Source organism: Methylobacter sp. (assembly GCF_004322395.1).
Taxonomy (GTDB): domain Bacteria; phylum Pseudomonadota; class Gammaproteobacteria; order Methylococcales; family Methylomonadaceae; genus Methylobacter_A.
Genome location: NZ_SCTW01000101.1, coordinates 38,142 through 64,668, shown reverse-complemented (window position 1 = coordinate 64,668; position 26,527 = coordinate 38,142). Strand labels below are relative to the sequence as shown.

Annotated in this window: 24 protein-coding genes; 11 read left to right on the top strand and 13 right to left on the bottom strand. The window is 44.6% G+C overall.

The window, feature by feature from the left end; all coding sequences use genetic code 11:
* Positions 1-49 precede the first annotated feature (49 nt).
* The 3 genes from EPO18_RS14040 to EPO18_RS14030 all read right to left on the bottom strand — a co-directional run bounded on the left by EPO18_RS14040 (position 50) and on the right by EPO18_RS14030 (position 2,959).
* Entirely contained in the window at positions 50-1,042 is a 993-nt protein-coding gene (locus tag EPO18_RS14040; protein WP_292434227.1) for a zinc-dependent alcohol dehydrogenase family protein, read from the bottom strand.
* 154 nt (positions 1,043-1,196) lie between these two features.
* The gene (locus tag EPO18_RS14035; protein WP_292434225.1) at positions 1,197-2,351 is read right to left on the bottom strand and encodes a type III PLP-dependent enzyme domain-containing protein; all 1,155 of its coding nucleotides are present in this window, start codon (positions 2,349-2,351) and stop codon (positions 1,197-1,199) included.
* Entirely contained in the window at positions 2,351-2,959 is a 609-nt protein-coding gene (locus EPO18_RS14030) for a 5-formyltetrahydrofolate cyclo-ligase (RefSeq protein ID WP_292434223.1), read from the bottom strand. The genes EPO18_RS14035 and EPO18_RS14030 overlap by 1 nt, the downstream gene beginning before the upstream one ends.
* Before the next feature lie 150 nt (positions 2,960-3,109).
* Between EPO18_RS14030 and EPO18_RS14025 the strand changes: the two genes are divergently transcribed.
* Together EPO18_RS14025 and EPO18_RS14020 are read left to right on the top strand one after the other, a co-directional pair.
* On the top strand, positions 3,110-4,018 hold the full coding sequence (locus EPO18_RS14025; protein WP_292434221.1) for an NADP-dependent methylenetetrahydromethanopterin/methylenetetrahydrofolate dehydrogenase: 909 nt from the start codon (positions 3,110-3,112) through the stop codon (positions 4,016-4,018).
* Between the two features lie 43 nt (positions 4,019-4,061).
* A complete protein-coding gene (locus EPO18_RS14020) occupies positions 4,062-4,985 on the top strand; it encodes an NAD(P)-dependent methylenetetrahydromethanopterin dehydrogenase (protein ID WP_292434220.1) in 924 nt (307 codons plus the stop codon).
* Between the two features lie 83 nt (positions 4,986-5,068).
* On the opposite strand, the gene EPO18_RS14015 is transcribed toward EPO18_RS14020, so the two are convergent.
* On the bottom strand, positions 5,069-5,713 hold the full coding sequence (locus tag EPO18_RS14015; protein ID WP_292434218.1) for a response regulator: 645 nt from the start codon (positions 5,711-5,713) through the stop codon (positions 5,069-5,071).
* 189 nt (positions 5,714-5,902) lie between these two features.
* Here EPO18_RS14015 and EPO18_RS14010 point away from each other — a divergent pair, with 189 nt between their 5' ends.
* Together EPO18_RS14010 and EPO18_RS14005 are read left to right on the top strand one after the other, a co-directional pair.
* The gene (locus EPO18_RS14010) at positions 5,903-6,715 is read left to right on the top strand and encodes a motility protein A (protein ID WP_292434217.1); all 813 of its coding nucleotides are present in this window, start codon (positions 5,903-5,905) and stop codon (positions 6,713-6,715) included.
* Between the two features lie 53 nt (positions 6,716-6,768).
* On the top strand, positions 6,769-7,677 hold the full coding sequence (locus tag EPO18_RS14005) for an OmpA/MotB family protein (RefSeq protein ID WP_292434215.1): 909 nt from the start codon (positions 6,769-6,771) through the stop codon (positions 7,675-7,677).
* A gap of 24 nt (positions 7,678-7,701) precedes the next feature.
* Here the strand turns inward: EPO18_RS14005 and pabB are convergent, their stop codons facing one another.
* The 6 genes from pabB to rnd all read right to left on the bottom strand — a co-directional run bounded on the left by pabB (position 7,702) and on the right by rnd (position 13,709).
* Complete coding sequence (pabB, locus tag EPO18_RS14000) at positions 7,702-9,087, bottom strand: aminodeoxychorismate synthase component I (RefSeq protein WP_292434213.1); 1,386 nt, start codon at positions 9,085-9,087, stop codon at positions 7,702-7,704.
* 135 nt (positions 9,088-9,222) lie between these two features.
* A complete protein-coding gene (locus tag EPO18_RS13995) occupies positions 9,223-10,233 on the bottom strand; it encodes a YVTN family beta-propeller repeat protein (RefSeq protein WP_472850900.1) in 1,011 nt (336 codons plus the stop codon).
* Between the two features lie 10 nt (positions 10,234-10,243).
* Positions 10,244-10,807, bottom strand: coding sequence for an SRPBCC family protein (locus tag EPO18_RS13990; RefSeq protein WP_292434209.1), 564 nt, complete (start codon positions 10,805-10,807; stop codon positions 10,244-10,246).
* A 267-nt stretch (positions 10,808-11,074) separates the two neighbouring features.
* Complete coding sequence (locus tag EPO18_RS13985; protein ID WP_292434207.1) at positions 11,075-11,779, bottom strand: OmpA family protein; 705 nt, start codon at positions 11,777-11,779, stop codon at positions 11,075-11,077.
* A gap of 80 nt (positions 11,780-11,859) precedes the next feature.
* Entirely contained in the window at positions 11,860-12,267 is a 408-nt protein-coding gene (locus EPO18_RS13980) for an exosortase system-associated protein, TIGR04073 family (RefSeq protein ID WP_292434205.1), read from the bottom strand.
* Positions 12,268-12,533: 266 nt separating this feature from the next.
* Entirely contained in the window at positions 12,534-13,709 is a 1,176-nt protein-coding gene (gene rnd, locus EPO18_RS13975) for a ribonuclease D (protein WP_292434203.1), read from the bottom strand.
* A 159-nt stretch (positions 13,710-13,868) separates the two neighbouring features.
* On the opposite strand from rnd, the gene EPO18_RS13970 reads away from it, so the two are divergent.
* Positions 13,869-14,453, top strand: a complete 585-nt coding sequence (locus tag EPO18_RS13970) for an MBL fold metallo-hydrolase (RefSeq protein WP_472850899.1) — start codon at positions 13,869-13,871, stop codon at positions 14,451-14,453.
* 22 nt (positions 14,454-14,475) lie between these two features.
* Here the strand turns inward: EPO18_RS13970 and EPO18_RS13965 are convergent, their stop codons facing one another.
* Genes EPO18_RS13965 through EPO18_RS13955 form a run of 3 tightly spaced genes read right to left on the bottom strand, consistent with a single transcriptional unit; the run spans position 14,476 to position 19,109 of the window.
* Complete coding sequence (locus EPO18_RS13965) at positions 14,476-14,874, bottom strand: DbpA RNA binding domain-containing protein (RefSeq protein WP_292434201.1); 399 nt, start codon at positions 14,872-14,874, stop codon at positions 14,476-14,478.
* Positions 14,875-14,910: 36 nt separating this feature from the next.
* Complete coding sequence (locus EPO18_RS13960; protein ID WP_292434199.1) at positions 14,911-16,215, bottom strand: peptidylprolyl isomerase; 1,305 nt, start codon at positions 16,213-16,215, stop codon at positions 14,911-14,913.
* The gene (locus EPO18_RS13955; protein WP_292434197.1) at positions 16,212-19,109 is read right to left on the bottom strand and encodes an LPS assembly protein LptD; all 2,898 of its coding nucleotides are present in this window, start codon (positions 19,107-19,109) and stop codon (positions 16,212-16,214) included. Before EPO18_RS13955 ends, EPO18_RS13960 begins: the two co-directional genes overlap by 4 nt.
* Before the next feature lie 134 nt (positions 19,110-19,243).
* On the opposite strand from EPO18_RS13955, the gene EPO18_RS13950 reads away from it, so the two are divergent.
* The 6 genes from EPO18_RS13950 to EPO18_RS13925 all read left to right on the top strand — a co-directional run bounded on the left by EPO18_RS13950 (position 19,244) and on the right by EPO18_RS13925 (position 26,363).
* Positions 19,244-20,287 carry an aminoglycoside phosphotransferase family protein gene (locus tag EPO18_RS13950; protein WP_292434196.1) on the top strand — a complete coding sequence of 348 codons (1,044 nt, stop codon included), beginning with the start codon at positions 19,244-19,246 and terminating at the stop codon, positions 20,285-20,287.
* Positions 20,284-20,955 (top strand): N-acetylmuramate alpha-1-phosphate uridylyltransferase MurU, encoded by a 672-nt coding sequence (gene murU, locus EPO18_RS13945; RefSeq protein ID WP_292434194.1) that lies wholly within the window; start codon positions 20,284-20,286, stop codon positions 20,953-20,955. Before EPO18_RS13950 ends, murU begins: the two co-directional genes overlap by 4 nt.
* 5 nt (positions 20,956-20,960) lie before the next feature.
* Positions 20,961-21,170, top strand: coding sequence for a dodecin (locus EPO18_RS13940; RefSeq protein WP_292434192.1), 210 nt, complete (start codon positions 20,961-20,963; stop codon positions 21,168-21,170).
* A 30-nt stretch (positions 21,171-21,200) separates the two neighbouring features.
* Positions 21,201-21,818: an adenylyl-sulfate kinase gene (gene cysC, locus EPO18_RS13935; protein WP_292434191.1), complete on the top strand. Its 618-nt coding sequence runs from the start codon at positions 21,201-21,203 to the stop codon at positions 21,816-21,818.
* An 11-nt stretch (positions 21,819-21,829) separates the two neighbouring features.
* Positions 21,830-22,786, top strand: coding sequence for a DHH family phosphoesterase (locus EPO18_RS13930; RefSeq protein ID WP_292434189.1), 957 nt, complete (start codon positions 21,830-21,832; stop codon positions 22,784-22,786).
* A gap of 121 nt (positions 22,787-22,907) precedes the next feature.
* A complete protein-coding gene (locus EPO18_RS13925) occupies positions 22,908-26,363 on the top strand; it encodes a PPi-type phosphoenolpyruvate carboxykinase family protein (RefSeq protein WP_292434187.1) in 3,456 nt (1,151 codons plus the stop codon).
* Positions 26,364-26,527: the final 164 nt, after the last annotated feature.

The window sequence follows — 26,527 nt, the reverse complement described above, 5'->3', positions numbered from 1 at the left end:
GTAGGATTGCCGGAATCAGCAACCGTATATTATTTGCACAGATCAAATACTATATAGTCAGCACAACCTTTCCAAGGCTATGACCGGTTTCTATCAATTGATGGGCCTTTACAGTCTCTTCCAGCGGTAACTGTTTACTGATGTGGGTTTTTAAAAGCCCTTTATCAACCCATTGCGCGCATTGTTTTAAAATTTCAACGTGTTTGTCTCTTGCATCCGCTAAATCTCTAAGCATCGGCGTTAACATCAGCTCAAAACCTATCAATAAATTGCGCATTCGGGCTTCTGCCAAATTCAATTCGCCTGGATCTAATAATGTCACCAACCGGCCAAAATGCGCTGTCGCCATAATGCTTTGTTTAAAAACTTCAGCGCCCACGGTATCGAAAACCAGGTCTGCGCCTTTGCCGCTGGTCAGTTTATTAACCTGATCGTTAAAACCGTTCTGCGTATATAGGATTGCTTCATCAGCCCCCATCGTTTTGACGAATTCGGCTTTTTGCTCGGAGCTCACTGTGGTGATTACTTGAGCCCCTTTTAGTTTTGCCAGCTGGATCGCTACATGCCCTACACCTCCAGCTCCAGCATGGATCAGCACGGTTCGTCCTGATTGCAATCCGCCGCGATCAAACAGTGCGCCCCACGCAGTAATCAACACCAGCGGCAATACGGCGGCCTCGGTAAATGAGCTGGTTTCCGGCATCAGGCTTGCCCAACGTTGATCCAGCACGGTATATTCGGCGTAATTGCCTTGTTCACGACCTAATCCGCCATTACAAAACCAGACTTTATCGCCTGGTTTAAATCGGTTGACTGCACTGCCTGTTTCGACAATTTCACCTGCGCCGTCGCAACCTAATACCGCAGGCAAGGAGTTATCGTAAAGCAAGCCGTTACGTCTGATTTTAGTATCGACAGGGTTGACTCCTGCGGCTTTAAGCCGGACTTTGATTTGGGTTGCTGTGGAAATTTCCGGTTCGGCAATATCCTGTAATTCCAGGACGTCGGGATTGCCGATAGCTGTCATCATTATTGCTTTCATGCTTTAATCCTTATGTAAGTAAAAAATATAGAAATGAGTGACTGTTGTCCTAACTCTAATATACCCAATGCAGTTAACCAAGGATGCAAGATTAAATATATCCTGTTCTTGATAACCATTAACCCGAGATGCGTAGCGAATCTCTGCTGGCAACTTAATCAGCCAGCCATTGCCGCCGATAATCTTGATAATCGTAATGTTTCACTTTTTTCACTCGCAAAGAATTGCTTAGATAAATATCCGGCAGATTGTAACCATTAAACCGGTTCGCTTTTATCAGTGAGTAAGCACCGACATTTTTAAAAACCACTTTATCTCCCACTTGCAGAGGCTCCTTAAATCGATATTTGCCGAACACATCACCGGCCAGGCAAGTGCAACCCGCCAAAATAGCGGCATATTGTCCTTCGGGCTCATGTTCGTGCAATTCAGGCTGACGCTGATATTCAAACACTTCGGGATTATGGTTGACCGAGGTGTCCAGTATGACAATGGTCTCACCGTCGCTAACAAAACTATCGAGCACCGTCGCCACTAGATACCCGGCTCGGCCTACGACCGCTTTGCCCGGCTCGATATAAACCTCGAGACCAAAATCATGCGTCAGCTTATTTACCAGCTCGACAAACGGGCGATAATCTTCAATTTGTCCGAACAGATAGCCGCCGCCGAGATTCAACCATTCAAGTTCGGCCAATCCTATTCCTAAATGTTGTTGAAGTTTCTCGACAGTTTTAATCAGCGGGCTAAAATCGGTTGCCGAAAATACGTTATGAATATGCAGACCCTGAATTTGATCCAGACGAATCGTTCGGCACAATTGCTTAATGTCCACGCCCAGCTTTGAATGTTCCCGGCAGGGATCAAACCGATCATCATGAAGAAAAGACAGTTTGGGGTTAACCCTCAAACCGATTGAGGACTTTGCTTGGGCCGCTTCCGAATACCGCTGGTATTGTGTAAAGGAATTAAAGCTGATGTGTGAACACAGCAAACTTAATTCATCCAGTTCATCGCGTCTGATGCCGGGCGTGGTCAAATGAATATTGCCCTGCCCTGCCAAACCCTGTTGAATCATCTCATTGGCCAGCCGCGCTTCAAATAAAGAGCTAACCGAAAAGCCGTCAACAAAGGCTTTCGCCATGTCCATAACCCCGGAAAAAGGCAAGGCTTTAATTGAATATAAAATCTTGCAGCCGCACTGAGTTCTAAGATCAGCTAAAATTTCCAACACCCTGGTAACTTCTATTTCATCCAAAACAAAAGCCGGTGTGGAATAAACACTGTCTTTCAATACGTGAAAATCCATCAGTTAACAAACCGCCGTCCTTTACCGGCATAAAGCGTTTTTTCTGTGATTACAATATCCATAGACACATCATGGCCCTCCATAGCGACCTGCTCAATCAGCTGAGACTCAAAGCAAACACCGATCAATACCGCATCGGCCCTGACGCTCTTTAATAAACGGTCATAATAGCCAGCACCATTACCCAAGCGTCCGCCATTTTTATCGAAAGCCACGCCCGGCACCATAACGTAATCAAGCTGTTCAGGGGCGATCTCTTTGCCCAACTCGCCCCAGCGTTGTTCGGGCGGCTCTAAAATTCCCCACATACCCGGCGCCAGTTCGGCAAAATCTTCCAGCAACCATAAGCCCAACTTGTTATGCCCTTGCTCGTCTTTAGTGCAGTAAGGGATGACTATGCGCTTATCGTTTGCCAGTTCATGTAATAATGCCGATTGAGTCCTTACTTCTGAACGACAGTGGTTATACCACATTACGGTTTTGGCCTGACGGTAGGCAGGATGTGCTATAAATTTATCACAAATGATCCGGCTCATTTCGTCCTTATTGTTTTGCTTTTCTCTAGCGTCGTAAGCTTGGCGACGCTGTTGATTTTTCAGATCATTCATATTGAAGCCATGATGCAACCAGGAAACCATAAAAGTATTCCAAATAATACACAGATTCACTAGCGGTTTAAAACTCAAATAGACAAGGACATTTTTATTCTGCAGCTTTTTCTTTTATAATTGTGCGGTTAAATACCTAAAGGAAACATCATGGAAAAGCCATTCATTTTACACATGTTAACCACTGCAAAAAATCTCAGTCCATTTGATGTCAACATGGCATTGGACGCTGGCTGGGTTTCTGCGTTGCCCTATATCAATGTTGAACCTAGCGAAGTTCAAGGCTTGGTGCAGGATGCTATTTTTTCCCGTAGCCCAAAAAATTTAAAACGTACCGGTATTTTCATCGGCGGACGCGATACCAAGCAGGCGATGGATATGCTGAATACCGCTAAACGTTCGATGTTCTCTCCTTTTGAAGTTTCTGTATTTGCTGATCCCAGCGGTGCATTTACCACCGCGGCGGGCATGGTTGCAGCAGTTGAACGTGAATTAATGGCCAAATTCAACACAACTCTGGAAGGAAAAAATATTTTGGTATTAGGCGGAACAGGACCGGTTGGCCAAGTGGTTGCTGTGATTGCTGCTAAAAGCGGAGCACATGTAAAACTCATCGGCCGCCAATTGGATAAAGCTCAAGCCATTGCCGACATGTGCAACAACGAATTTGGCGACGGTAAAATTTCCATCGAAGCCGGCGCTGATGCAAACAAAAGTGAATACATCCAAACCACTGATGTTGTGTTTGCAACCGGTGCAGCCGGCATTGAGTTATTAAGCGCCGAACTTGTCGCATCGGCTCCGCAACTCAAAGTAGCTGTCGATGCAAACGCTGTACCTCCAGCAGGCATCGCAGGCGTCGACGCTTTCCATAATGGCACCCCTATTGAGGGTTCAAAAAGTGGCGCAGTCGGTCTAGGCGCCATGGCAATCGGTAACATTAAATTTCAAACTCAGACCCTCCTGTTGAAAAAAATGATCATTACCGATAAACCTGTTTACCTGCATTTTGAGCATGCCTTTGAAACCGCAAGAGAATATATTAAAGCAAATTCTTGAGTCTGAACTTTCAAATTAACCTGCATAATAACAAGGAACTCTAATGGCAAAACGCAGCATTCTTCATATGCTTGACCCCATGCCGAACAACAGTCCGTTCGATATTAATATGGCGCTGGATGCAGGGTTTGATGTGCTTATTCCGTATAGCAATGTCAAGCTGGATAGTGTTTATGGATTAACTCAAGACGCTACATTCTCCCGTAGCGCATCTGGCGTTAAGCGCACTGGAATTTTTATCGGCGGCCGCGATTTAGGTTTGGCCATGGACATGCTGAACACAAGCAAACAAGCTATGGTTTCGCCTTTTGAAGTCTCGGTTTTTGCCGACCCCAGCGGCGCTTTCACCACGGCTGCAGCATTAGTTACCTGTGCGGAGAAAGAACTCAAAGCAAAACACAGCAAAGAGCTGAAAGAGTGCTCAATTGCGATTTTCGGTGGAACAGGCCCTGTAGGTATTGCCACGGGTATCATTGCCTCATTAGCCGGCGCCGATGTGACATTAACCGATCATTTATCAATTGATACGGCTCTGGATATTTGTAAAGCTTACAACCGTCGATTTAATTGCTCTCTTAAAGGGGCTTTAGCCAACTCTGAAGCCGATAAAGTTCGAGTAATAGCCAATATTGATATTGCCTTTTGTACCGCCAAAGCAGGCATCCAGGTTTTAAGTGCAAATGTATTAAAAGAAGCAACGCAACTTAAAGTTGCCGGGGATGTTAATGCAGTTCCGCCTTTTGGTATAGAGGGCGTTAAAAATGATGATTTTGGTACACCGCTGATCCATGCAATCAATGCACAAGGCGCAGTAGGTATTGGTGCTTTAGCTATTGGAGATGTTAAGTTTCAATTGCAACATGAATTATTAAAAGCAATGCTCGAATCTGAAGAGCCTTTGTTTATTGATTTTAGGCATGCATTTGACAAAGCCCGGGAAATGCAATTTGATTCTGACATGGACTAACGATCAAAAAGTCAAAGAACATCTTTATTAAGAACCAAAATATTGAAAAGTTACGCGATTGTATCGCGTAACTTTTCCCCCTGCTAAATCAAAGCATTATCAATATAACCGAATTTAATCGCCAAACGGATTAATTCCACATCATTTTTTACCCGCAGCTTACCGTAAAGACGATAGCGGTAAGTATTTACCGTTTTGTCACTCAAGAGCAGCATTTCCGACATTTCCTTTATAGTCTTTCCTTGAAGAATTAAAGTAACAACTTCGGCTTCTCTCGGGGAGAGTATTGAGAATGGCGATTCATTACTTCCAGGCAAGCCCTGAAAAGCCAAGTTGTTAGCCACTTCAGAACATAGGTAACGCTTGCCCTCCATCACTTTCCTAATTGCATGCACCATCTCGTCTACCGGTGAACCTTTGGAAATAAAACTCAAAACACCAAGCTTGAGTAATTGATGTGGAATGGGGCCGTCGTTATGAACCGACACCGCAATGATCTTTACCTCAGGATCCAGCTGAAGAATTCTACGACAAGCTTCTACACCACCTATCCCTGGCATGTTAACATCCATCAATACAACATCCGGCGACAGGGCGACAACTGCGTCAATAGCTTCTTCGCCTGATTTAGCCATTCCGATAACCGTAATATCTTCCACATCGTTTAATAATACTTCAATCCCGGTTCGTACAAGCTCATGATCATCAACAAGCAGAACATTAATCATAACTTTTTTTTCATCCCTTTAATCGGTTAATTATAAAACAGCTAGTTACATGCTTTTACAAATTCTAAATATACATTATATATCCGTATTTATACATAAGTAGATTTACTTGTATTGATATAATGCGATTTTATTACACACTCGGCCATCAATTTTCACATAATCAATATGTTTTGATATTCTTGCAAAATGAAACTCAACAAGTCATCTATAAAAACGTTTCCTAAAAAGGTTAATCACTCAACTGCTGTAGGTATTTTATTAAGTATCATTCTATTCATATTCATTATTATATTTGCTGCAAATGATCCGCTTTCTTTTCTGAACTTGACCGGGCTTGTGATTGTCGTTGGCGGTACGATTTCTGCTATCTTTTTAAGTTACCCTTTAAGGGATATTAAACACGGTTTTAAATCGCTTAAGCTCATTTTCTTTTATGAAAACCTGGACCCTCAAAAAGAAGCCAACGAAATTGTCACAGTTGCCCAAATGTGGTTCAACAGAGACAAACTTGCGATAGAAAACATTATCGACGGCATTAATAACCCCTATTTAAAAACAGGTTTTCAGCTTATCGTAGACAATACCCCGCTAGAAGACATTCTGTCATTACTAAAATGGCGCATTGCCCGTCTAAGAGCTAAAGAAAGAGCCGAAGCTAATATCTTTTATACTCTAGCCGCTTATTCTCCTGCATTCGGCATGCTCGGCACCCTGATAGCCATGATAAATATGCTGCAAATCATTGAACTTAAAGATATAGCGGGCATAAGCTACAACATGGGTACTGCCCTGATTACAACCTTTTACGGCCTTATCATGGCCAATCTTATCTTTAACCCTATCGCTATAAAACTCGAAAGACGCACTGAACAGCGCATTATGATCATGAGCATGATCATGGAAGGAATTACATTGATAGCAGATCGCCGTAGCCCGTCTTTTATACGAGAAACACTCAAATCATTTATTAAACATTACGACGATGAATTAAAAGACTAAGGAATTCGCTGGCTTATCAGCTTACTCTTATCAATCCGACCCAATACTACAAAATGAGTAAAGATCCCTTTTCAAAATTACAGTCTTCTCTTTCTTTAGAGGATTTACTTGCCCAGCCGAGTACTCATAATTCTCAAAATTGGCTATTAACCTATCTGGATGTATTTGTGCTTATCGTCATGCTGGTAATCACACTGATTACCTTGAGTGATATAAAAACCGAACAGCAAGCCGCCATAAAGCCGCAAGTAATCAAACCTAAAGCCATATGCCCTCCAGTCGCCCCAGTCGTAACCTGCCCTTCTTCGGCTGTTACTGAAAATAAACCCATACAAGATATTGCATCCACTGAACATAAATTCGAGATCAGCCCCGACATCTTTAACATCGAGAATAACTCAACAGAAAATAATATTCTTTCCAATCCTCCGGAAATTAAAAGCGCAACTGAAACCGCACCCAATGCTGCGCCCAACCTAATTAACGCCCAGCAGGCAGAAGACAAGCCAGCGGATGAAAATATGTTGCAACAACAGCTGGCAAAAACAATCGATGAGTTCGGCCTTAATAAGGCTGTCAATATAAAAGTCACTCAAGGCTATGCTCAGCTTGAGATTCAGGATAGCGTATTATTTAAATCTTCGGAGGCAGATCTAACGGCTTCTGGAGGTGTCTTACTCAAACGCCTTATTCCTTTGCTAAAGCAAGCGGTCGGCCTAATTCTGATTGAAGGGCATACTGACAACATCCCTATTAAAACTGCCCGGTTTACTTCTAACTGGGAACTGGGAGCATCCAGAGCCACAAGCGTTTTACACTTCCTGGTCTTGCAGCAGTTGGACAGCAACCGTTTACGAGCCATCACTTATGCAGATACGATGCCTATTGCCGACAATTCAACACCGGAAGGAAGAGAGAAAAATCGGCGCGTTAATATTTTAATAAAACTCTCAGAACAATGAGATTCGTTCGTTTCGAAAAATTTGTTACCTGACCGTAAATTGCCGCAATAAGTCGAGCATGGCTGCCGCCTTGTCAAAACTTTCCTGGTATTCGTCTTCTGCTACGGAATCATTAACGATGCCGCCGCCCGCCCAGAAACGGATGGTACCTTCAGAATGTACCAGCGTTCTGATAGCAATATTAGTGTCCATATTGCCGTTAAAACCGATGTAACCGATAGCCCCGCAATAAACGCCGCGCCGGTTGGGTTCGAGTTCTTCTATGATTTCCATGGATCTAATCTTCGGTGCACCGGTAATCGACCCGCCCGGAAAGCAACTTTTTAATAAATCCAGAGCATGCCGATTATCCGCCAGTATGCCGGTTACCGTGCTAACCAGGTGATGTACCGTGGCGTAGCTTTCCACGTCGAATAGCACCGGCACCTTGACTGAACCGCTTTTGCAGGTTTTACTGATGTCGTTACGGAGCAAATCGACAATCATCAGGTTTTCCGCCCGGTCTTTATTGCTGGCTTGCAGGTTTTTTATTTGTTGCTGATCTTCCGCATAATCCTGTTTTCTTGGCCGCGTTCCTTTAATTGGCTTGGTCTCGACAATGTGATCAGTCAATTTTAAAAAACGCTCTGGAGATGAGCTTAAAATTTGCACTTCGGGCAAGTTAAGATAACAACCGAACGGAGCGGCATTTAATTTGCGCAAGGTTTGATAGGCCGTCCACGGATCGCCCTCGCAATCGGCTACAAACCTCTGAGCTAAATTCACCTGATAACAATCGCCTTCCTTGAGGTACTGTTTGATCCGGTTAAAGGCATGAACATAAGTATCCTTGTCCATGTTGGAGTTAATCTCGCTGACGACTCTAAACGATTGATAATCAGACCTTGCCGGCAATTGGCTGAACTGTTTGATTAAGTCTTGCCATTTTTGCTGAGTACAATGCCCTATCAGGTAACTTTTTTGCCGACGATGGTCTACGATGACTGCCCACTCGTAAATCCCTACCGCCATCTCGGCGATATGCTCTGCATCTTCGGCCATAGCCGGTAGAACTTCCAGTCGACGGGCTAAATCATAGGCAAAATAGCCGATAGCTCCTCCGTTAAAGGGCAATTCATCAAAATCTTCCAATTTAAAGCTTGGGATCGAACAAAGCTGTTGCTTGACCAAATCAAACGGATTTTCAGTTGATGTGATTGTCATGCCGTTACTGGTAATCTCGGTAATCTCGCCATGCGTGACAAGGGTACACAAAGGCTCAGCCGCAATAATATCGTATCGGCCCTGATTGCTTTCGGGAAAACCGCTATCCAGAAAAACGGCCCAAGGCTTATCTGCACACACCGAAAACAATTCTGCACTATCGGGAAAATAAGGTAGAGGAGCGATAAGTTGAGTCGGTGACGGCATTTTTGTGAAGGGGCTTGAAGCGTTTTGTATTAACAATCCAAAGTAAATCAGGATTGTCCAAATAACTAGGCTGTAGAGGGGGCTATCCTTTCGTATCAGGCAGCCCTTCTACAAAATTATATTAATGACTCATAATCATTTGCCCATAAACTGCCCAAATGCACGGCTGCCTTCGCCGGTTTGAATGGTATCGATCACTTTCAGGGTTCGGGCATCGATCACTGAAACATTGCCATCGAACCAGTTAGCTACGTAGACATGCCGATCATCCGGATGGGTACTGATACCTTCTGGCTTGGTACCCACGGTAATCAGGGCAATTTCCTTTAAGGTTTCGGTATCGACAACAGAAACCGAACCATCATCCTGATTAGTCACTAGCAGGCGGCTATCGTTAAGCGCCAGCGCTGTTGCATAAGGCAACATATTGACCTTTACTGTAGCAATTGGCTTCATCCTTGCTGTTTCCACAACCGTTACATCGTCACTTTTTACGTTGGCGACATAAATGCGTTCACCTCTGGCATCGATGGTAAGTCCAAAGGGATGTGTTCCAACCTGCGCAGTTTTCTTGACGGTCAGTGTCTTCAAGTCGATCTGGGAAACTGAATTACTGATCCGGTTGGCGACATATAACCAACGATTATCAGGACTGACCACTAAACCTGAAGGCGATTCACCGACGCCAATCGTTTTAATTATCTGCAGACTGTCTGCATCAATAGCCGAAACGGTATTTTTATACCAATCCGCCACATAAATCCGCTTGCCATCCGGCCCCACGGCAATACCTAGTGTGCCGTCATTTACAGCAACGCTGGCAATAACTTCGCGTTTTTTTGTATCGACAACAGCGAAGCCTTTGGCCTCCGGCGTACTGACATAAACTCTATTGCCGTCAGGTGCAACTGCAATCCCGGCCGGTTTACCGGCAACAGCAATCGTATCGATTACGCCGCCCGTTGCTGTATCGATAACAGACACGCTATCGCCCAATTGATTGCTAATATAGGCAAAAGGCTCGGCCGCAAGCGGTGCAGATAAAAAGGCTGTAGCGATGCAAATCGCTACAGCCTTATCGCCAAGGATGGTGTGTATGCCGCAAACCAGCCGGGAGCTGGTGCGGCGGTAGTTCACTGGGAACACTTGCTAAGCCTTACTTTTCAGCCAATTTTTTCAGGTTAATCAATCCTGTTTCCAAAACGGCCTTCACTGCTGTATTAGCCGCTTCTTCGTTCATTTCTTCAGGCGGATTATTGTTCATGTAAGCGCGGTAATAACCGGCTTTCCAGGAAACTTCAGTTTTACCGCCTTTGTCGGCCAATTCGATGCTTGCTGCGTAATCATTTACCGGTAACACAGGGACTTTTTCTTCGGCACCGGCATGAGTGATCGTTTTAGAAGAACTCATTTCAGTGATTTTGTAAGCATAAGACATTTTCTTGTCGTCATACTTTTTTAATTCTTCGGTAATCGTACCGCCGTCTTTTAAGGTCAGAACACGGATTGCGCCTTTTGTGTTATCGCCTTTAACTGTTGTATTAAAAATATCCGGATGCCAAGACATATCGCCGTAGTTCTTAACAAGAGCCCAAACTTTTTCTGCAGGTGCGTCGATAGTGATTTTCTCTTCGGCTTTTTGACGCACTGGGCCGTGAGCGCTGACTATTGAAGTAAAAAAGAACAGCAAAACTGAAACGAACAAAATGATTTTCTTCATATTAACTTTCCTTCTGGGAACATAAAAAACTAAAACATGTATTATATGATAACCAGCCGCCGCAAGCATCTGCTTAGCGTTTTAAAACACAATATTAGAAAACAAGTCCGATAAATCTCTGCGTCGGCTTTTATTTCGCGCCGTTATTTTTGTTCTTACTATGAACTACGGCTAGTGGAGGTTATTCAAAAAAATTAGGAAGGAGAGCTGAATTTTAGATTCTCTCGCAGCCTTATATCATGGCTGCAAGAGAACTTTAGATGATAGTTATTTCAAATCAGGACAATCGGCATAAGTAGGATGAACGGTAACCATAGATACTACCCGATGATTCTGATTACGAGTATTATCTGGTCCTTGCGCTTCACCCAGAGTTTTTATATGCAGTTGATCCTTTCTGGCGCCATGCTTGACCAGCATGTTGCTGACAAAGGATGCTCTTCTTTCAGATAGATTTTGATTGCTTGATGCGCCGCCAACGGTATCGGTATAAGCGGTAACTTCGGCAGTAACTTCGGGATGGGTTTCCAGATATGTGCCTAAAATAGCAATTTCATGTTGCTCGGACTTGTAAGGTATCGCACTACCATCCGCGAAAAATACGGCGGTATGTTGAGCCGAAACAGGCCCATCCTGAAGATGGTTTTGACTATGAACCTGTGTTAGCCACTGACATAGTTCTTTTTCCGATGCAAGCCGATGATCGGCTGCTGATTGAGCGGCATCTTTGGCTTTTTGCTGATCGTTAATATTCCAATAATGATTGTTTTTCCAATGCGCTAAAGCTTTATCGGCTTCGGCTAATTTTTTCTCGGCTTCCTGCTCATGCATGATAGATTGGCGGTAGTGACCGGCATTTGCTGCGTCTATTCCCGAACTTAACCCAGAAATATCTTTCTCTGGTGTCGCACTACAGGCTGCAAGAGTCGCAACTAATACGGCAAAGGGCACGTAAGTATATTGTTTGTTCATAAATTTATCCTTTTTCAATCCTAATCACACGCCAATTTCTGGCGAATGAATGCAACGATTATTTAATGGGTCGAAAGGGCTTATTCGCCGTCATCTAACGGTCCGTAAGTAGTCCAATATCCTGGCAGATGACGACCAAAATAACGGCTATCCTCACTAAAACGATCCCATACATAAGCCGGCGTAATAAAATCACTGGTCGGGATAGGAGCAGTAATAAGCTCTGCCGCGCCTACAGTTGTTCGGCTGACAGTTTCCAAAACTCCACGTAGTAACCCCCACGACATTCCAACAAAAATATTTTGCTCATGAGTGATGTTAATAATATTTTTCGGTATTTCAACAACACCAGTCGCTGCATTAGCAAATCCCTGGCTTAATTTAGAGCCTACACCGGATAGATAGCTGCGCTCACCCGCATAAACCGATCCAGTTGACAACAATGCGCTGCAAAGTACACAGGCAGTAAAGAGGTTCTTCTTATTCATTATTGATTCCTCATTAAATGTTTAATCTGCTGAGCTGCTTATAATTCAAATCAATTTGATTATAAATCCGACCCAAAGCACTAGCTAAGAGACCGCAAATCTTAAAATTCCCTTAACGAATTAACATTAACTTAACAAATATATATTGTCAAACATCTACCGTTTTCAATTTACATATTTGAAATACACCGCATAATAATTGGTATTCAATCACAATTTTTAATTATTAATCCATTGCAGGTAATACCCGATTTAGACCGGTTTAATTAGCAAGCTTGTGCCAAAGATTTATTTTCAATAATAGCCAGTTTGTCAGATTCAATCCCGAGTAATAATTCTCCTTTTAATAATCCTACCAATTCCCTGCCAGCCATTTTAAAACGCCATCCGTGCAATAGAGGACACTCGTCATCGTCATTAAACAACAACACTTCCAAATCCTTACGCGTTGCAAGAATAACTGGATTTAATGAGTTCTCTTCGGCGCGTATTCTGACCAGTGCCGTTAGAATGTCCAGTATTGCTTCCTGTTGCTGTGTTTTTTTAGCGGGCCGGCCTTTTTCGTTCAAGGGTATCGGAGTGCGATTTTTGGCAGCAGTAATTAATTGACATAGCTCTGCGCCATAACGATTAACCACACGTTCATTAATACCGCGAACATTCGCTAATTCAATCACTGTTTCCGGCTGCAGCTTGGCTATATCGAACAGCAGCTCATCACGCAACAGCCAGCTCTTGGGACGATCCTCAGACTGCGCAGTTTTTTCCCGCCATTCGGCCAAGGCTTGAACTATTGATAATTGCCTACCGGTCAGCTTATTTTTACCCTTAATTTTCAGCCAGGCTTTTTCGGGCTTTACCTCATATAAATCAGGGCTTGCCAGTTCAGTGAAGTCGCGCTCCAACCAATCAGCCCGGCCCAATTCGGCTAATTTCCGCAACATCATTTGATAAATCTTGCATAAATAAATTACATCATCTGCCGCATATTGAATTTCCGCATCTATCAACGGACGTTTGCTCCAATCCGCACGGGTGTGCGCTTTGTTTAAGCTCACATTTAACATGCTGGAAACAAGCATTGCATAGCCCGGATTCTCCTGAAAACCCAATAACGGTGCGGCGATTTGAGTATCAAACAGCGGCTCGGGAATTTTTCCGGTTAATTGATAAAAAATTTCTAAATCCTGCCTGCAGGAATGAAATACTTTAACGATTGATGGATTGTAGATGACCTCAAAAAGGCAATCCAAAGAAGGTAATGCTATAGGATCAATACAAGCCACCCATTCCGGTGTCGCTATCTGCAACAGGCAAAACTTCGGATAATAGGTTTTCTCCCGCAAAAACTCCGTATCAAGAGCCAGCCACGGTTCTTTTTTTATTTGTTCACACAGATCAGCCAGCTGATCGGGGGTGTTTATGTACTGGATTTTTGTCATATTAAGTTAAACGAACAGTCATTAAAATTAACCTTAAAACTTATGCGCTTTGCGGTTAATGGTGGTTTTTCATTTTAGTGATAAAATTGATCTTTTGTCTTTACTTGCACATGCGATTTTGTATTATTACCAGTTACAGCCTATCAACAGAATTGTTCCTTGCTGATTTGCGAGCAGTCCAACAAAGCGGCTATCGTTGATCCTGGCGGCGATGTTGACATAATCCTAAAAACTATCGACAAGGAAAATGTGTCGCCTGAATCGATATTGATCACCCATGGACATCTTGATCATATCGGCGCTACTGCTGAATTAGCGGCCCGGCTTTCCCTTCCTGTTATAGGTCCTCATCAAGACGATCAATTTTGGATTGACGCCATTCCCGAACAGTGCCGAACTTTTCGTTTTCCGGCCAGCGATTCATTTACACCATCACGTTGGTTAAGTCAGGGCGATATTGTTAAGGTTGGCGAAGAGGTGCTGGATGTTTTTCACTGCCCGGGCCATACACCGGGACATGTGGTTTTTGTTCATCGAAACACAAAACTAGCCATAGTCGGCGATGTGTTATTTAAGGGTTCAATCGGTCGAACCGATTTGCCAAAAGGAGATTTCAATACCTTAATTAATTCAATCAAAAATAATCTATGGCCTTTGGGTGAAAAATTTAGTTTTATTCCCGGTCATGGCCCGATGTCCACTTTTGGAGAGGAAATGCGTAGCAATCCCTTCGTTAGTGCTTAATCCTTGTATCTGTTCGATTAGACTAGCCGCCGCTGACTTGATTAGGCCCGCCATTATCAGGCCGCGGAGTGCGCTGCCTTCCGCGTCGATTATGGCTGTTGCCACGTTTTTTATTACGTACCTTTACCCGCTTTATATCCAGTTTATGTTGCTTAATTTCTACCGATTTTAAATGCAGAAATATATCTTGCGGCATTTCATCGGGTAACTCAACCAGAGTGTAGTCCCCTTGGATATTTATATTATTAACATTGTTTTTATCGACTCCGGACTCTTCAATCAGCACTTTTTTAAGTTCTTCTGGAGTAATTTGATGTTTACAGCCCACGTCCAGGCGATAACGAACCATTTTAATGCCCGGTTGAGCTATCACTGTTCCTGCTGATTTTACATCCATGCCGCCGTGTTTATTTTTGCTCATCCCAACCCTCCATCTTGAAAGGCTAACAGCGCCGCTTTAAAGTCTGTCCTGATATATTTCCACAAACGCCTCATCGCGCAATCTGCGCACCCAAAGCTCTGTCTCTTCTTCAATTTTCCGCTTACGAATAGCATCCCGCACCAAGTTCTTTTTAAACTCCCTACTATCATCCTTATTTTCCCGGCCCAAAACCTGAATGATGTGCCAACCAAACTGGGTCTGTACAGGCTCACTCACTTCATTAATGCCGAGGTTTGCCATGGCCTCTTCAAACGGTTTAACCAAATCACCAGGACCTACCCAATCAAGCGAACCTCCTTTCAATGCCGAACCTTTATCATCGGAATGCGCCCGTGCCAATGAGGCAAAATCATCACCATCGGCAATGCGGCCTTTTAGTGCCACCAGCCGTTTTTTTGCTTCGGCATCATCAACCAACTCATTGGTTTTGACTAAAATATGCCTAACTTTGGTTTTGGTAATCGTATGATTATCCATGCCTTTCAGCTCTAACATTTTAATGATGTGAAAACCGCTCGGACTGCGTATAGGCTCTGATATATCGCCCTGCTTCATTTGATGGACTTCATTAACAAATAGTGTAGGTATTTCACTTGGAGTACGCCAACCCAAATCACCACCTTTTAGAGCATTTGCATCATCTGAATCGCTAATCGCTGTTTGGTTAAAATCCTGCCCCCCCCGCAATTTCATGACCAGATCATCGGCTTTGCTCATCGCTTTTTGTATCTCTGCCGATGACGCGCCTTCTTTAACCGCAATCAAAATATGACCCAGATGATACTGCGTAGCCTCTTCGCCGATTTTATCCTGAGTTTCCAGGTAGTGATCAACCTCCCTGTCAGTCACTTTAATGCGGCCGCCTATCTCTCTACCGCGTAATTGATTAATAATAATTTCATTACGCATATTATCTAAAAAGCTTTGGTAGCTAATGCCCTGTCCTTCCAACTCTATTCTGAATTGTTCGACATCCATATTGTTTCTCCGGGCTATATCTGCGGCCGAACTGTTGAGCATTTCTTCACTGACAGTAATCCCGGCTTTTTCCGCTAACTGCCTCTGGAGCTTATCAACTATCATTTTTTCCAGCACTTGTTTACGCAGCACATAAGTAGGCGGAAGCGTGGCGTTACCTTGTTGTATTCTTTGCTCAATAACGGCTACTTCTCTTTGTAATTCCCGCTCAAGGATAACGTCATCTTCAACCACAGCAACAATGGAATCAAGAATTTCAGCATGCACTAAAAAGCTGCCGAATAACAAATTACATAGCAACAAAACTAAAATGAATCTTTTAGTATTTTCTTGTTTAATCATTTTTGAGATGCCCGATAACCATAAATTTGCTTTTCAAAAAACTGATCCAGTTTTTCCCCGACACCGGTTAATCCTTTAAGTTCCACCTCAACAAATACACCTGTCTGGGGTATACCTGTGGCTGTAGTATCGATAGCAAGGGAATTTTGAATATTTGGGTTTGTATTAAGGTTTACACTGTTAATCCAACGCCGTCCAATAAAACGAAAAGTCCAGCAACAATTTTCTTTTTCCACGCCCAAAAAGCTTTCCTGAGTCGAATTATTCAGCAATGAGTATGTCCAGCGCCCAACCGCAGACCAATCATTATAAACCGGCCAGTGAAAAGAAGCGTCGCTTTGAATAATGTCATAAAGTCTCTGTCCCGATGTATCTGGAATTATTGTGTTCTTTCTATAGCGATAGCCAAGATTAACAATCTCACCCGGCCTATTAATATCAGGCTTATTAAGATAATGCAGCCCGCCGGCGTACCTGACAATATCGTTCAGATGAGGGTTCCATTGCATCCCTGAGCTAAGCGATATATGATCCGTCAAGCCGGCATTGAGTTCAGCCACCAAATTTGAAAACCTATCGGTATTTGGGAAATAGCCCGGCAAAGGTTCCTGATAGCCCGGCAAAATAACTTCTCTATCCTGAAAATAAACAGTTTGTCCTACACTAAGTTTTAGCTTTTCTTTGCCGGATTTAGTTTCAACCAAACGCGTTGTTATAGCTGCCGTAAGTTGATTAGCATCCCCTACTCGATCCGAACCACTAAAGCGGTTTTCCAAAAACAAACTATTGAATGAAGGATCGTAGAACGAGGTATCGAATATCGGAAAATTGTTCTGATTTACCGTGGGTATATACACATAAAACAATCTGGGCTCAAGAGTATGCAGATAAGATCTATTGGAAAGGATCAGGTCTTTTTCCAAAAACAAACCGGTATCCGTAGAAAAAATCGGCAAGGTTCTTGACAAGCTATCGGAGGTTAGTGGTGCTGTGCCTTTTGGATCGCTTAACGAATATTGAGTATGCTGCAAAGAAATTTTGGGCGTTAAAAAAGCGCTCGCTGTTTGCAGCGGTAAACTAACCGACGGCTTAACATTGGTGCGTTGCCCATTCACTAATGTATTATGCTGAAAAAACACATATTCTGCATCCATTAATGTGTTTAACGGCATAAAATTGAATGAGTGGTTCAAATTCAGATTAACTTGAGGCAACCTTCGATACGGTAATCCTGCCGAGGTTATCGCCGGATCGATCGATTGATAATTGTCAACATGGCCTCTTAAAGAAACCCCAGTGTTTTTATAAGTGTTTGCATAAATAAGATTAGCCTGACTTAAAAGATAACTACTGTAGGTAGATGTACTGAGCGCATTGCCTAAATCAGAAAAATAATATTTATCCGATACATAATTTAAATCCAGATTTGAACTGATATGAGGCGAAAATTGGGTGATATTTTTAACTCCTGCCAAATACCGGGTCTTGTTAAAAAGACTGTCATGGGGCACAAATTCCAGATTTGTAGATCCAGATGACCTCTCAGTCAAATAACGGAAACTTCCTCCTAATATAATGCCCCTATCTGAAAGATACCGTGGACGAAGGGTGGCATCATAATTGGGGGCTATATTCCAGTAATAAGGCGTCGACAGGCTAATCCCCCCTCGCTGGGTACTACCAAATGACGGCGCAAGAAAACCGGAAAGCCGTCTATCGTCTATCGGAAAAGAAAGGTAAGGCGAATAAAACACCGGCGTACCTTTAAACTCAAGCCAGGCATTTTTAGCGGCGCCTTGACCGGTAGTTTTATTCATCTTCAGCTCTGTTGCATGCACAACCCAGTCCTGATTACCGGGACGGCAACTGGTATAAGCAACATCTTTATACCGGGACAAAGTGTTACTCTCCCGATAAATCGTTTGCGCACGGCCTCTAAGCGGCGCAGCCGGAGAAATAAACAACGCATCCCTCAACCTGGCTCTATCTGTGGCCAAGTTAAGAGACGCTGATTCACTGTGTAACGCTAATTCATCTTCGTTATAATAAACACTACCCTGTAAATCCAGTGTCTCCGAAACAGTGTCATAACTCGCTTTATTAGAGACTGAATGCTGATCTGCGCGGACCATTTCAACATTACCGGTATAACTATATATTTCATTATCGAATATTTCTGCATAATCGGAATTAATATCCAGAGGCGACACTTCTCTCAAATCCTTCTCAGGCACAAAGCCAGGCTTTGTGCCGCTGGGCGCTGCGCAGTTTTGCCAGGGATCGTATTTTAGCTGCGATTTAAGATTGCTAAAGGTTTGCTCTTCATTTTGGTCAAATGCCGGAGTGAGTAAGCTAATGCCGGATTCATATGTTTCAATAACCCGCGCCTGCCCTTTAGGATCGTTTCCCACCAGTTTACAATTCCAATTTTTATCTGCCGCCTTGGAATCGCAGGTCCAGCCTGGATGATTGGCTTCAGTTTGAAGTAGTTTTGTTTGGGTGGAATCAACCGGCACTGAAGGAGCGGGTTGCTTAGGCTCAACATTCGCTTGCTGGATGTCTTTATCAGTCTTAGTGCTGACAGGGAGCTTAGGCGCAATTGGCTCCACCTCGGCATTTTCAACAGGAGCCGGGGAAGGTTTGGCAGTCTCAGGCTCTGCTACATTGGGTTGAGTGCTTTCAACAGCCTCGACGGGCGCCGGCAGCACTTCTTTAACAGGCTCAGCAGTAGCAGAAGCCTTTATCTCACCGGTTTTATCTACAGGTTTTTTTTCGCCTACGCAAACCCACTCTTTGCTATCCTTATTTTGTGAACAATTCCAAAGCGCCTCATTGGCAATACTGACAGGTACATAAACACAAGGTAAAAAAAGCAGAAATAAACGGCGGCGCATAGAGGGTATAAGTTTAGTAGCGTAATAGATCATAAATCGAATAGAATGCCGGACGCTTATTTTACCCCACTACTACAGTATTATACTAATCTATCCTGATCATCATGATACCTGAAGACTTAAGAACAATATCCATGTTCGATTGGCTTGAAAATGATTTATTACTCACTATCACCCATTGCGAGCCCGCTTCCAGTGATGCCAGTTTTCGACGTTACTTTAGAGTCCATGCATCGGACGACTGTATAAGAGCAGGAGGTATCATAGCAACGCAGGGAGCAGTTGCCGAACAACAATTTATAGTCATGGATGCGCCGCCTACTAAAGAAAATATTGAACCTTTCATTAGAATTGCCAAACTGCTGGCACAGTCCGATATCAACGTCCCGACTATTTTTCAGCAAAACCTGGCTGACGGTTTTTTATTACTGGAGGATTTTGGCAGCCAGTGTTTTCTGGATCGGCTCAATGCATCGACTGCTGACGATTTATATCAAACCGCTTTCGACAGCTTATTTAAGCTGCAAACCCAAACACCTGAGCAAAACTCCGGATTGCCCAATTACGATGAGCCGCTCCTGCAAAGAGAATTAACTATTTTCGAGGAATGGTTTTTAGGCCAGTTTTTGGACATTGAAATCTCCACCTCTGTTTGGGAGACAGTTAGCGCCATTCTCATGGCATCGGCGCTGGAGCAACCCCGTACTTTCGTGCACCGGGACTATCATTCCCGCAACCTGATGGTTTTAGATAACGACTCCCCCGGAGTCATCGATTTTCAGGATGCCGTCATTGGCCCAATTACTTACGATCTAGTGTCACTATTGCGCGACTGTTATATAGCATGGCCCGAACAACAGGTTCGGCAATGGCGGCTTAACTATTTTGAACGACTCCAGCAAGCAGGCCTGATTAATTGCAGCTCGGCCCAATTTAACCGTTGGTTTGACCTGATGGGATTACAGCGTCACCTTAAAGCTATCGGCATTTTTTCCCGCCTGTACTTGAGAGACGGAAAGCCCAATTATTTAAATGACATACCGCGCACCTTAAACTACGTCACCACTGTTTGCTCGGCTTACCCTGAGCTTACCAAGTTCAATGATTTCCTGCACCAGCAAGTGCTACCTGCCCTTCGGCTACGCTCAGGGCAAGTACCGAACAAAGTCGAAGTATGAAAGCGATGATCTTAGCAGCAGGGCGCGGCGAAAGAATGCGCCCTTTAACCGACTACACCCCCAAACCTTTGCTTTTAGCCTTCGGCAAACCGCTGATCGAATATACAATTACGCAACTGGTTTCAGCCGGTTTTAACGATATAGTTATTAATCATGCCCACCTGGGTTTGCAAATAGAAACTCGGCTAGGGAACGGCAATCAGTTTGGTGCAAACATAAGCTATTCGCCGGAAGGCGAACAGGCGCTGGAAACGGCAGGCGGCATTATTAACGCCATGCATCTATTAGGTAACGAAGTGTTTTTGGTAGTCAATGGCGACATCGCCACAGACTTTCCTTTTGCCGAGCTCAAAAACCGGACTGTCGATTTAGCTCATTTGGTTTTGGTCGATAATCCGGCGCATAATACACAGGGTGACTTCGGCCTGGATAGTACCGGCTTGGTGGTTTCAAACAGCAACGAACAACTTACCTTCAGCGGCATCGGACTGTATCGTCCTGAACTATTCCGCGATGTACCGGCCGGACCCAGCAAATTGGCCCCTTTATTGCGCAAAGCCATCGCAGAGCGTCGGGTCACAGGGCAGAAAATGAACAGCTTTTGGATGGATATAGGCACACCGGAACGGCTGCAAGAACTGGATTCTTATTACTCACACCAGAGGTAAAGATCATGACTGACCATGTTTATAAAAAAGTAGAGATAACCGGATCATCAACCGTTGGCATGCAACAGGCTATTGAAAATGCTGTCAATAAAGCCGCGAAAAGTATCGACAACATGCGTTGGTTTGAAGTTATCGAGACACGCGGACATATAGAAAACAACAAAATTGCACACTGGCAGGTTACTGTAAAAATTGGCTTTACACTGGCGGAATAAAACATTGCCATTCAAAACTAGCGCAATCATATGAATAAACAACCGGACAAAAGCCCCGATACTGTATGGCACCGCGCCACTGTCACACGGCAACGACGCGAACAAAAAAATACGCATAAGTCGGTAGTTCTCTGGTTTACGGGCCTGTCCGGTTCCGGAAAATCCACACTGGCCCATGCTGTAGAAGAACAACTACATCAGAATGGTTTAAATACGTTTGTTTTGGACGGCGACAATGTGCGCCACGGTTTGTGCAGCGATTTGGGATTTAGCGATAAAGACCGGAAAGAAAACATCCGCCGCATCAGCGAAACCGCCAAACTGCTGCTTGAAGCCGGTATAATTACGCTTACCGCGTTTATCTCGCCGTTTAAAGCGGAGCGCGCAGCAGCAAGAAGCTTGATGCCGCACGGTGATTTTATTGAAATTCACTGTTTTTGCCCGTTAACAGTTTGTGAGCAACGGGATGTCAAAGGACTGTATAAAAGAGCGCGGCTGGGCGAAATAAAAGATTTTACCGGAATATCCTCGCCTTACGAAGAGCCGGACAACCCCGAGTTAAGAATCGACACCAGCCGACTTTCGCTCGAAGAAAGCGTACAGTTGGTTATCTCAATATTGCGCGCCAGAAACATTCTGTCTGTCTAGGAATAAAAATCATGTATTTTGATGTCTTCAATGGCGATGCCGACGGAATCTGCGCATTGATTCAACTGCGTCTGGATCAACCGCTGACAGCGAAGCTGATTACCGGTATTAAACGCGATATACAATTATTGGATAAATTTACCGTAAGCTCCGGCGATCACATTACGGTGCTGGATATTTCTTTGCAAAAAAACAGTGCTAAGGTTAATGAGTTTCTAAGCCAAGGAGCTCATATTTTTTATGTAGACCACCACCAGCCCGGCGACATCCCAAATCATCCTCACCTAAAAGCGCTGATTAACACCGACAGCGCGATCTGCACCAGCCTACTCGTTAATCAGTACCTGAACGGCAAATACCCGTTATGGGCGATTACCGCTGCTTTTGGCGACAATATAAACCACAGCGCCGAACAGCTGGCCGCTTTCCTAAATCTAAGCCAAACAGATATTGAAACGTTGAAAGATCTGGGCATCTACATCAATTATAACGGCTACGGCAGTTGCATTGATGACCTGCATTTTGCCCCTGATAAACTCTATAAGGAAATGGCGGAGTTCCAATCCCCTTTTGACTTTATCAAATACAACCATGAAATTTTTGAGCAACTGAAACAGGGCTATGAAGAAGATATGGCGAATGCCCAACGTATTGAGCCGGAATATCAAAGCAACGCCGTCGCCGTGTTCATCCTGCCTGATACCGCTTGGGCAAGACGCGTTAACGGTGTCTTCGGAAATTTTCTGGCCAACCTTAATCCAAACAGGGCTCATGCTGTCATTACCCATAACAAGGATAACGATTACCAGGTTGGCGTCAGAGCGCCGCTATCCAACAAAACCGGCGCTGACGAGCTATGCTCCGCCTTTCCAACCGGCGGCGGACGTAAAGCTGCGGCAGGCATCAATCATTTGCCCGGCGACCAACTGAATATTTTCATCAAAAAGTTTGAGGATTTTTATTCGTGAGTAGCTGATACAATAAAAGCTTATATAACTCCTCTTTTTCAAAGAGGGATTAACAAAACTTATACACTATTACATAAACCTTTGCCCTAGCCGCCAACCAAGACTGCCGGAACCCACACGCATGAGCTCATTTACCAACCAATCCCCCCTTAATCCAACCAATTCGAAACGACTGGAAGAATTGCAACACATCAACCTGCAACTGGCGGCGCTCAGCCAACCAACTTGTGAAGTGGAAGACGACCCGCAATACCTTAAGATTGCAGGAGGTTTATTAAAAAACTATTCCCAACAGCGTCGTTTGCTGGCATTAACTAAATACCGTTGTCCGGCCGATCAACGCATACAGGATTTTCTTAACAGTTACTTGAATGAAAACGGTATAGACGTGGCTGTCAGCTTACCGGGCGAAACCTTCGTGCTAGAACAAAAAGGACTAGCAAGGGAGTTATCCTTGCCTTTCCAGCATAATGAATTTCATTCGGCTTATGTCGATTCTTACCGGATACAGCAAGGTGTGTTGCATAATCCGAAAAATGACCGGCGTACTACCAAAGGCGTGTTTCACATTGCCGCGGGCGGTCTTCCGGTTCCGGCTGATAAAAACGAAGTACCGGTAGAGGCTTATGCGGCGTTGCTGCGTACAGCCCTGACGCCTCCCGACGACCTGTTGTCCCTACCTTTTACCAGCGCCCAACCGAACAGCGCAAAACTTTGGGTATCATCGCTGATGAGACCTATCGTATGTCCGGAAGTTTCCGACACTATGCCGGTCAAAACCATGGAAGTCCGGTTTTTCGCCCCAGGCGGACTGGTCGCCAACCTGGATTTTGTCGAATCTATTTTCGGCAACGCGGGCGACCCGTTCCTGCCGGAAAACGACGCCGCATTGGATATTGACCATTGGACCGGTCATACCGGCTGCATTATTCTTGCCTCGCACCTGGTTCATTGCCGGAAAAAGGATCTCGGCCTGCCGCATTTTGACGATGCGACCGAGCGCCAACGCAAGGACGGCATGTGCTGGCAACAGGAAGACGAACTCTACAATAACGGCCAACCCTTTAAACTGGTATGCCGCAATATGCAAGGAGTGATTGTTACGATCATTGCCGATAACTATTTCGGCTACAGCAAAAAGGAAATAAAATCCCATATCAGCTATTCAGCCAATTTATATGGCGGTGCTGAAGAAGAACATTCAGGAGGCGCGCTGGCTTTCCCGAGAGTCATCCTCGGAGAAATCTTTTTGCCGCATACTTCTTATATCAGCGAGCATTATTCTTTCGACAAAGTCTGCCGTCAGTTGGCTCCTGTAATAGAGCCTAAAGACGAAGGCTATGCTGTTGATAAGCACTATCCCGACATTATTTATATCCCCAACTCGGCGAAGTTCAACATTCAACAGCAGCAAATCAGCTGGACGCATAACAGGCAGACGCATACACTTAAATTGCTGTTCGGCCACACTTATATTTATCCTAACGGCTTTAAAATCCATATGGAACGCCACCCTCATGCGCCCAGCTGGCGCTTAATCGGCACTCATCAGGAAGGCACTTTCTGCCACAAGCCGAGCACAGTATCAGGAGGCGGCAAATCGGAAATTTCCAAATCGATTGCCGGAGCTATTATTTCCGGCGCTATCTTTGTCGATGATTTCGACAAAGATATGGATATAGTCACCGATATATTCGAACGCGATTATTCCACTCGGTTTCGCAATCCGGCCCTGCATGGACTCGACCAACGCCGCCTACTCAGCAATGAACGCACCTTGGGCTCGGTTATCAAACTACTGACTCCATCTGAAACCGAATTTTCGGATACCCACAACCAGTGGCTGGCAACAATACCCCAGCATATATTGGCTGTGGCGCTGATGATTAAACGTTTTTACAAGGAAGAATGGGGGCAGGATTGGAGGAAACATTTTTCCGTCGATATGGTCAACAGTTATCCTGGTAACGAATTGAAGTTTCAAGGCCGCAAACTGATAGCCAGTTATCTGCGCGTAGGCTTTGATGAAAAAGGCGCGTGGCGGGTTTTTAAACTACGCCAGGATTTTATCGCCTCAGCAAAAATTCAGTTGGAAGACGATATTTCCGCATCCACCGTCGTGCCGGTGCATTACCTGACCGGGCTTAATCCCGATTATAAAAATCCCAGCGTTAAATTGGTCGATAACTGCGAGCAAAGCTTTTTTCAACGTCCTGACGATGCGGTTCACCGAGGCACCGATTTACAGACCGAGCTGGATTTTTCGCGCACGGACAACTTTATCTCCAATTTCCAGCCGCTTAACGCACAAGACGCTCGCGAATTCATTGAAGATGTCATTCACTTCGACGAATTCAGCGAGCCGATGCAAAACGTCATCCATCAAGCAGTCAACGGCAAGGATGGCGAGTACTTCGTCTCATCGGCTCATCCCCGTCTGGTTGACGGAAAACCCAGCCTCAATGTCCGCTACCTGCAACTTCGCCCTGATATAGCCAACCCCAAAATGCGCTATATTGCTGAACAGTCCACCCGTTTAGCCCGTGGACTTAATGCCGATCAAACCGTTTATTTTCCGGTTAACGAAGTATTAACAGGACGGCGCAACAATCCGGCCGATCTTGAAGCAAATATCCGGCCGCTGGCTATCTATAATCCGATCCACTATCAGGAGTTGCCTGAACTGTTTATGGATTTTATTTGCAGCCTAACCGGAAAATCGCCCTCCACAACCGGTGCCGGTTCCGAAGGCGCACTGACCAAAGGCCCGTTCAATGCAGTATCCGCCACCGCCGACCTGAATACCGCGCTGGTTTCCTTTATCCTGTGCGGCTACGACGGTTTTTCCACGGCCGCGGGTTTCATCGGCTCTAAACGTCGAATCGATCATGACATCAGCCTGCTAATCCCTGAGATATGGTCGCGCTTGCCGGTAGCCCAGCGCGACCCGCAATATTTGATTGAAAAAGGACAACTGGAAAAACTGGAAGATTTCGAATACGAAGGCCGTACCGTATTTCAAAGCCGCTTGGGTTATCGCATTACCGAGCGGTTTGTACATACCAATTTCGGCAAGATGTTCGATTACCCAACGGCGGTATTTGACGAAGCTATGTTGAGACCGGAAACGCAAGATCTGCCCAGCTATGTTGACGGTATCGACAATGTTTATGAAGCACAGCAACGAGTAGCGCTGCTGTATTTTCAGGACGGTTCCATTGATGATGCCTGCCCGCCTTTAAAAGCGCTGCTACACATTATGGCCCACGGCCAGTATGAAGGCAAAACCGCCAGCGCTCCTGATATTCGCGCCATGTTCACCCGCGACTACTTACTCCAAAGCGACTGGTATCAACAGCGTCTTGAAATCAAACAGCAACGCGACAGTGAGCTTTGGCAACAACACAAAGCTTATATTCAACAGCAATTGAGTAAAACGGAACAGAATGATTCCGCTAACCGCGCCGAATTAAGCCAGAAACTTGAAGCGGTTGGGCGTAAACTGGTCGAAATCAATGATCCGGCCTATCTGCACCTGCTGCAAGGCACTTTAGGGGCGGATTGGGTGCATCAATAGGCTTGACTAAACGTTTGCGAAAACGGGCGCTACTTCAGCGTCCCCAGCGACCGGAAGCGAGTAACCTGCATCGCTGACTTTCAAAAAGTCAGCGATGCAGCGTTAAAAAAATAATCTGTACTTTGAATATTTCCCCAATCTCTTCAGACTGGACCTGAAGGGGG